Source organism: Microcoleus sp. LAD1_D3, from assembly GCF_036702135.1.
In the GTDB taxonomy this organism is placed as follows: Bacteria; Cyanobacteriota; Cyanobacteriia; order Cyanobacteriales; family Microcoleaceae; genus Microcoleus.
The window spans coordinates 1-7,348 of record NZ_JAUBSB010000114.1 but is presented as its reverse complement, the minus strand read 5'-3'; the positions used below and the strand labels follow the sequence as shown (position 1 = coordinate 7,348).

Genomic DNA, 7,348 nt, shown 5'->3' with positions numbered 1-7,348 from the left:
GTTAATAGTTGGGATTCAATCCAGTCAAGCAAAACTTTCCATTATATCATAAAATTATTTTGCAAGAGGTCTATTCAGCCCCCTGTACCAAACGCAGGGGGGTAGCTCAATCGGTAGAGCGCGATGCTATTAATCTTAAATCCTTGACTTAAATGTGATCGTGTGCCCAAATGGGCGGTAAATATAAACCCAGTAGTAAGGTCAGAACTGCTGGGTTTTATGCTAATAATTGAATCAATTCGTTAAATCCGTCAGTCCTGGACGTATCAAGGCCGATGATTTACTGCATCAATCCTCAATGCGAACAACGCGAAAATCCTGCTGCTGCTCAAAATTGTCAGGCTTGCGGTACGGATTTGTTAATTGCCGATCGCTATCGTATCCTTAAACCAGTGCGATCGCCCAATCCCGCACGCCCCACAGACATCTTTGAAGTCGAAGATTTGGGAACCGGGGAAAACGAATGGGGAACGGTCAAAATTTTAAAAGTCTTGAAACACACCCACAATCCCGATTTAGTTCGGTTGTTCAAGCAAGAAGCGCGAGTTTTGATTTGGCTGGCCGGAAAGGGTTCTGTTCCGCAAGTCGAACCTGACGGTTATTTCCAAATTAAACTTCCCCATAATTTCCAGAAATTGTCTTGTTTAATAATGGAAAAAATTACCGGAGAAAACTTGGCCGAATTCTTAACTAAAAAACAGTCCGTTTCTCAAAAGCTCGCTCTTGATTGGCTGCAACAAATGCTTCATATTTTGCAGGACATCCACAAATATCATGTAGTGCATCGGGATATTAAGCCATCAAACCTGATGGTTGAAGCCCATGGGAAATTGAGATTAATTGACTTCGGCGCCGCCACAGAAGTAGAGATAAATACCATACCCATAGGTTCTGCTGGATACTGCCCACCGGAACAAATTCTAGGTAAAGCAGGCGTGCGATCGGACTTTTTTGCCCTAGGGCGTACTTTTGTACATTTATTAACCGGCATAGAGCCGCTCGACTTTCCCGTTAATGAAAAAACTGGTAAAATTAATTGGAGGAACCAAGCTGTAGATATTGACCCGTTACTTCTAGAGTCGATCGACGAATTGATAGAACCGCTACCGGAAAACCGACCTGAAAATACCCAAGTTATTTTAGAAAAATTAAAAATTTACGACGGAGACCCCCTGCAAAAGGGGGACGCAACATCGCTTCAATAAATCTGTTCCAACCTGCGAAAATCCCGCTCAACCTCCGCCCACAAAGCCCGATTGTGAGGGTCAGTTTTCACAGCCTTTTTCAAATAAATTCTCGCCTTATCAACCTGCTTTTCTTCGATCAAATGCCGTCCCCAGCGCTGATAGGCGATCGCCTGCCACTGACGCACCTCCAAATCTTCGGGAACCCGCTGGGCCAAACCCTCAATCAAGGCGATCGCCCGTGGGAACCTCTGATATTTCAGCAACTGCTGCAGCTCAAAATAAGCATCTTGCTTTAACTTTTGTTCCACCGCCGACAGATCCGCATTAGATTGAACGGGAGGCTGTTTTCGAGTCACATTAACTGCTTGGGGTTGAGCTTTCACCCCCTGATCCACCGGTGTCCAAGTAGGCGACACAGTTGAATTGGCAACTTTCGACTCCGCAACATGGTGGGGGGCAACATTCACCAAGAACTTATAAGCCTCAGTAATAGCAATAAACTTATTCTTAGCCTGTTCGTTTCCCGGATTCACATCGGGGTGATACTGTCTGGCTAACTGCCGATAAGAGGCCTTAACTTGCGATAAACTCGCGCCAGACCTCAGTCCTAACTGTCGGTAATAATCTGCAATATCCATCTAGCATGAATGAGCGTTTATAATACCATTAAATATGGCAGAATCCTTAAATGTAAAGATTCTGCCATATTTTACTGCGAACTAGGTTGTAGTGCGAGGGTTGCCCGCACTACTGAAGCGCAAAAATAGCTTACGGACGATCTTCGATCACTCTGTCAATCAAGCCGTATTCCTTGGCTTCCTCAGCGGACATGAAATAGTCGCGATCCATGTCCTTCTCGATTTTCTCGAGCGGCTTGCCAGTATTCTTAGCATAGATACCGTTGAGTTGGTGGCGCAGTCGCAGAATCTCTTTCGCCTCAATCTGAATATCCGTTGCTTGTCCCCGTGTGCCCCCAGAAGGCTGGTGAATCATGATTCGCGAGTGAGGCAAAGCTAACCGTTTCCCCTTCGCACCGGCAGCTAAAAGGAAAGAACCCATCGAAGCAGCCAAGCCCACACAAATCGTCACCACGTCCGATTTAATGTGCTGCATGGTATCAAAAATAGCCATGCCTGCCGACACCATCCCGCCTGGGGAATTGATGTACAAAATGATATCCTTACCTGAATCTTCCGAATCGAGATAGAGCATCACAGCGATGATTTGATTGGCAATTTCATCGTCAACGTCCCTGCCCAAGAAAATAATTCGTTCCCGGTAAAGGCGATCGTAGATATTAATCCACTGAGTATCATAACCCCCCGGCATTTTGTAGGGAACTTTTGGCACACCGATAGGCATAATTCGGAACTCCGTTTAGTTGGTAATTGACGAGTAGTTTTGAGTTTTGAATTTCGGGTTTTGAATTTCGGGTTTTGAATTTTGAGCTTATTTAGTCCTTCTCAACGCTGGTGCGAGAATTTTGAACTCTTTAACTTAAGACTCAAAACTTAAAATTCAAAACTTTCTTTCACAGCCGAGTTAGATGACTCCAGCAGGCAGCGGTTTCGGCAATTCTTCCGAACTTTCAAGAACGCGATCGATCAAACCGTATTCTTTAGCTTCCTGGGGCGTCAGGTACAGCAACCGATCCATATCTTTAGTAATCTTTTCGATCGGTTGGCCTGTACAGCTTGCAAAAATCTCAAGCATCGTCGCTTTATTTGCCAGCACTTCCTTAGCCCGAATTTGAATGTCGCTTGCTTGACCCCGCGTGTAAGCCTTGGGTTGGTGCAACACAATCGAAGCGTGTGGCAAACTCGCCCGAAAGCCTTTTGTACCAGCCGCTAAAAGCATCGCAGACATCCCCATTGCCGAACCGAGGCAAATAGTGTGCACGGGCGGCTTAATGTACCTGATCGTATCGCAGATAGCGAAGGCTTCTGTTTCAAAGCCGACGGGTTCGCCACTGTAACCAGAAGTGCCGGTCGAGTTGATGTAGATTTTGATCGGCTTATCCGGGTCTTCGTACTGCAAGAACAACAGTTCAGCGATAATCAGTTCTGTTACCGCAGGCACCAGAGGCATCCCCAGATAAACGATCCGCTCCTTCAGCAACAGGGATGGCAAATCGGGAGGTGGCGTCCGAGAGTTCCCTTCCCCGTAGTATGGCGATTGCACAGCTTTAATTGGTGTGTTCATATAACCGAAATGTTGCCTGAACTGATGGAGCTATTCTTAAAGAAATAGTAACGCAATCTTTAGGTATCCCGCATGAAAGTTAGTTTGCTCCCGGTTTTCAACGACCCTAACCTTGACGCTGCTGCGCCCTCGACCCAGCGCCAGCTAGCGATTTCGGTGTCTGCGACGGCAAGCTCGATCGACTCCAGCGTACCCTTAAACCTGTGCCTGATTCTCGACCACAGCGGTTCGATGGGCGGACGCCCCCTGGAAACCGTCAAACAAGCTGCCGGACGGTTGCTAGACAGGTTGAAGCCTGGGGATCGCTTTTGCGCGGTGGCTTTCGACCACAAAGCCAAAGTCCTCGTCCCCAATCAAATTGTGGGAGATCCCAGCAGCATTAAACGGCAAATTGAGCAATTGCGATCGGCCGGTGGCACAGCAATTGATGAGGGCATTAAGTTAGGTATTGAAGAGTTGGGCAAAGGCAAAAAAGAAGCTATATCTCAGGCATTTCTGCTGACTGACGGCGAAAATGAACACGGCGACGACAGCCGCTGTTTGAAGTTGGCTAAATTGGCTGCTGACTACAACATGACTTTAAATTCTCTGGGATTTGGCGATAACTGGAACCAGGATATTTTGGAAAAGATTGCTGACGCTGGCGGCGGTGCTCTGGCACACATTCAGCGTCCCGAAGATGCGGTTGACGAGTTTGGCAAACTATTTACTCGCATCCAAGGTGTAGGTTTGACTAATGCTTATCTGCTATTTTCCCTAATGCCAAAAGTGCGGTTAGCCGAACTCAAACCGATCGCCCAAGTTGCCCCAGATACGATCGAATTACCGGTACAGCAAGAGGGCGATCGTTTTATGGTGCGCCTGGGAGATTTAATGAAGGATATAGAGCGAGTAGTTTTGGCTAATATTTATATTGGACAGTTGCCCGAAGGTACACAGGCGATCGGGCAATTGCAAATTCGCTACGACGATCCGACTGTCGGTCAAAGTTTGCTTTCCGATCCTGTTGCAGTTTCTGCTAATGTCCTGAAAGTTTATCAGCCCGCCCTTAACCCGACTGTGCAGCAGCACATTTTAGCTTTGGCTAAATACCGCCAAACTCAACTGGCAGAAACTAGATTGCAACAGGGCGATCGGGCCGGCGCGGCGACAATGCTGCAAACTGCTGCGAAAACTGCTCTGCAAATGGGCGATAAAAGTGCCGCAACTGTGCTGCAAACCTCTGCTACTCGCTTGCAATCTGGTGAACAATTGAGTGAAGCCGATCGCAAGAAAACTCGGATTGCTTCTAAAACTATTTTGAAGTAATCGGGCGATTTGAAATTTTAAATAATTTTAAATTGGGCGATCGAACAATTCGGCGATACCAAATCGCCTCTACAAAAACGAAACCCGCACCCAGGCGGGTTTCAATATTCTGAGTCTCGCCTGCAAAAAGCGAAAGTCAGTGTAGCCCGATTGTTTCAAGCTGTGGATCATGTAGAAGCTCGATCGTTTAGAATGTTTCTATCACCTATCAAGAGTGCTTGTATGAGCCAGACAATATCTGATAAAGTACGCTGGACTACCGCAGATTTAGAACTATTGCCCGATAACGGCGATCGTTACGAAATTATTGATGGAGAGTTATTTGTGACATGGGCAGCACACTGGAATCATCAAGAAGTTTGTGGTAACATTTGCAGAGAGTTAAATAATTGGTCACAAAAAACAGGATTAGGAGAATCAGTAATTAGTCCAGGGGTGATTTTTACAGATGTTGATTGTGTCATTCCTGATGTGGTTTGGATTAGCAACGAACGCTTGGCTATCTTGCTAGACGAAGCCGGCCATTTAACCGCCGCACCTGAGTTAGTTGTTGAAGTATTCTCCCTCGGTGCAGACAATGAAAGACGGGATAGAGATTTGAAACTCAGACTCTATTCGGTACGAGGAGTACAGGAATACTGGATTGTGAATTGGCGGTTGCAGCAAATAGAAGTTTATCGCAGGGAACAAGCAAGTTTAAGGCTCATTGCTACGCTGTTGAGCAATGATGAATTAACTTCCCCTTTGTTGCCCAGTTTTAGTTGTTCTGTCGCTCAAATTTTTGCCTAACTTATGAAATCATCATTTTACAATTTAATCGCTACTATAGGAATCTTGACGATCTTGGGTAATGTATCCCCTGCTGTTTCTGCTGAATCTTCAGCTTTAATAGTTCAAAGAAATCTTGTTCAAAATCCTGCTGAAGATTTATTCAATAGTGCTTTAGCTAAATCAGAAGCAGGAGACATTCAAGGGGCGATCGCCGATTACACCGAAGCTATTCGCCTCAACCCCAACTACGCCAAAGCCTACAATAAACGCGGCATCATCCACGGTCGCAATCTCAAAGACTATCCAGCAGCTAAAGCAGATTTCGATCGCGCAATTGAAATCAACCCCAACTACGGCGACGCCTACTACAACCGCGCCAGAGTCCGCGAGTTCTTAGAAGACAAACCGGGGGCGATCGCCGATTATCAAAAAGCAGCGGAGCTCTATCAAAAAGATGGCAATACCAACGATTATCAAGATGCCATCAAGCACCTTGAAATGCTGCAAGAATAAATGGCTTTTGAAAACATAGTATAATATCCTGCGATCGGCGTTCATCCGCATTCATCTGCGGTTAAACACTCCAAATTAACTATTCAAAAAATGCCCGAAACTTCCACCGTCACCGTCACCGTACCCGCCACAACCGCCAACCTAGGCCCCGGCTTTGACTGCATCGGCGCCGCTTTAAGTCTCTACAACCGCTTCCAATTCTCCCGACTCGAACCCTCAGCAACGGAGAAACTAAAAATTACCGTTACAGGCAAAGAAGCTGCCAAAGTCAAGGCAGATGACAGCAATCTCGCTTATCTAGCCTTTGTCAAGTTATACGATCGCCTCAACCAATCGCCGCCCCCTGTAGCCATACATATAGATATGCAAGTGCCGCTGGCTAGAGGTTTGGGGAGTTCCGCCACAGCTATTGTCGGTGGGTTAGTCGGTGCAAATGAGTTAGCCGGAAAGCCTTTGACTCAGGTGGAAGTGATGCAATTGGCGATCGAACTTGAAGGACATCCCGACAACGTTGTCCCCGCTTTACTCGGAGGGTGTCGCCTTGCTGCTAGCAATCCACCCCCCCAACCCCCCAGTAAGGGGGGGCAAGGGGGGGGTTCCTGGGAAATTTGCGATATTCCCTGGCATCCAAATATTGTGCCGGTGGTAGCCATCCCCGATTTTGAACTCTCTACGGCCGAAGCCCGCAAAGTTTTGCCAGCAGATTACAGTCGGGCTGACGCGATTTTTAATGCCGCACACCTCGGTTTGCTGATGCGGGCTTTGGAAACTGGCAATGAAAACTGGCTGCGCTGCGCCCTCCAAGACAAAATTCACCAACCTTATCGGCAATCTCTGATTCGGGGATATGAAGCGGTGCAACAAGCCGCCGTGAATGCAGGGGCCTATGAAATGGTAATTAGCGGTGCCGGGCCAACGCTTATGGCTTTAACAGATGCTACGAATGCTGTTGCGGTTGAGAAAGCGATGGCGGCTGCTTGGATGGAATTTGGGGTAAAGGCTGAGGTAAGGGCGATCGGCCTCGATACTCAAGGCGCGCAAGTCTCCCTTTAGTTATTCCACTCCTAGACACGCAACATCTACATAACCGTGTTTTGTAGGGGCAATCTCCCGTGGTTGCCCCTCTCCATAGAATTATTCATATTTCTATTCTCTTTCTCTCTCCTTCAAATCTCTTGAATATCAACTCAAGTCTCTTCGATAACTTCTGCCATGCCCTCTACAAAATTTTACATTAAAAAAAAATACAGTCATTGTAGGGGCGGATTCACCATAATATCAGGCTAAAACCTGGGGGGGTGACAAAGAGAGCTAAGAGCTAGACCTAATCTGAGTTACAGCCCTCATCCCCCGTTGATAAAAGTGGC

The 7,348-nt window shown here is 46.9% G+C and carries 8 protein-coding genes; 5 read left to right on the top strand and 3 right to left on the bottom strand.

Translation table 11 applies throughout. The features are described from left to right. The first annotated feature begins 275 nt into the window (after positions 1-275). Positions 276-1,205 carry a serine/threonine-protein kinase gene (locus QUA74_RS28930; RefSeq protein ID WP_333336069.1) on the top strand — a complete coding sequence of 310 codons (930 nt, stop codon included), beginning with the start codon at positions 276-278 and terminating at the stop codon, positions 1,203-1,205. On the opposite strand, the gene QUA74_RS28925 is transcribed toward QUA74_RS28930, so the two are convergent. The 3 genes from QUA74_RS28925 to QUA74_RS28915 all read right to left on the bottom strand — a co-directional run bounded on the left by QUA74_RS28925 (position 1,199) and on the right by QUA74_RS28915 (position 3,389). Continuing rightward, complete coding sequence (locus QUA74_RS28925) at positions 1,199-1,825, bottom strand: DnaJ domain-containing protein (RefSeq protein WP_333336066.1); 627 nt, start codon at positions 1,823-1,825, stop codon at positions 1,199-1,201. The genes QUA74_RS28930 and QUA74_RS28925 overlap by 7 nt on opposite strands. A gap of 130 nt (positions 1,826-1,955) precedes the next feature. Then, positions 1,956-2,549 (bottom strand): ATP-dependent Clp protease proteolytic subunit, encoded by a 594-nt coding sequence (locus tag QUA74_RS28920; protein ID WP_333336063.1) that lies wholly within the window; start codon positions 2,547-2,549, stop codon positions 1,956-1,958. A 180-nt stretch (positions 2,550-2,729) separates the two neighbouring features. Beyond that, entirely contained in the window at positions 2,730-3,389 is a 660-nt protein-coding gene (locus tag QUA74_RS28915) for an ATP-dependent Clp protease proteolytic subunit (protein WP_006632447.1), read from the bottom strand. Positions 3,390-3,461: 72 nt separating this feature from the next. Between QUA74_RS28915 and QUA74_RS28910 the strand changes: the two genes are divergently transcribed. From QUA74_RS28910 to thrB, 4 genes are all read left to right on the top strand, one after another. Beyond that, positions 3,462-4,697 carry a VWA domain-containing protein gene (locus QUA74_RS28910; protein ID WP_333336060.1) on the top strand — a complete coding sequence of 412 codons (1,236 nt, stop codon included), beginning with the start codon at positions 3,462-3,464 and terminating at the stop codon, positions 4,695-4,697. Between the two features lie 222 nt (positions 4,698-4,919). Then, entirely contained in the window at positions 4,920-5,486 is a 567-nt protein-coding gene (locus tag QUA74_RS28905; RefSeq protein WP_333336057.1) for a Uma2 family endonuclease, read from the top strand. Positions 5,487-5,489: 3 nt separating this feature from the next. Further along, positions 5,490-5,981 carry a tetratricopeptide repeat protein gene (locus QUA74_RS28900; protein WP_333336054.1) on the top strand — a complete coding sequence of 164 codons (492 nt, stop codon included), beginning with the start codon at positions 5,490-5,492 and terminating at the stop codon, positions 5,979-5,981. A gap of 90 nt (positions 5,982-6,071) precedes the next feature. Continuing rightward, a complete protein-coding gene (gene thrB, locus QUA74_RS28895; protein WP_333336051.1) occupies positions 6,072-7,034 on the top strand; it encodes a homoserine kinase in 963 nt (320 codons plus the stop codon). Positions 7,035-7,348 lie beyond the last annotated feature (314 nt).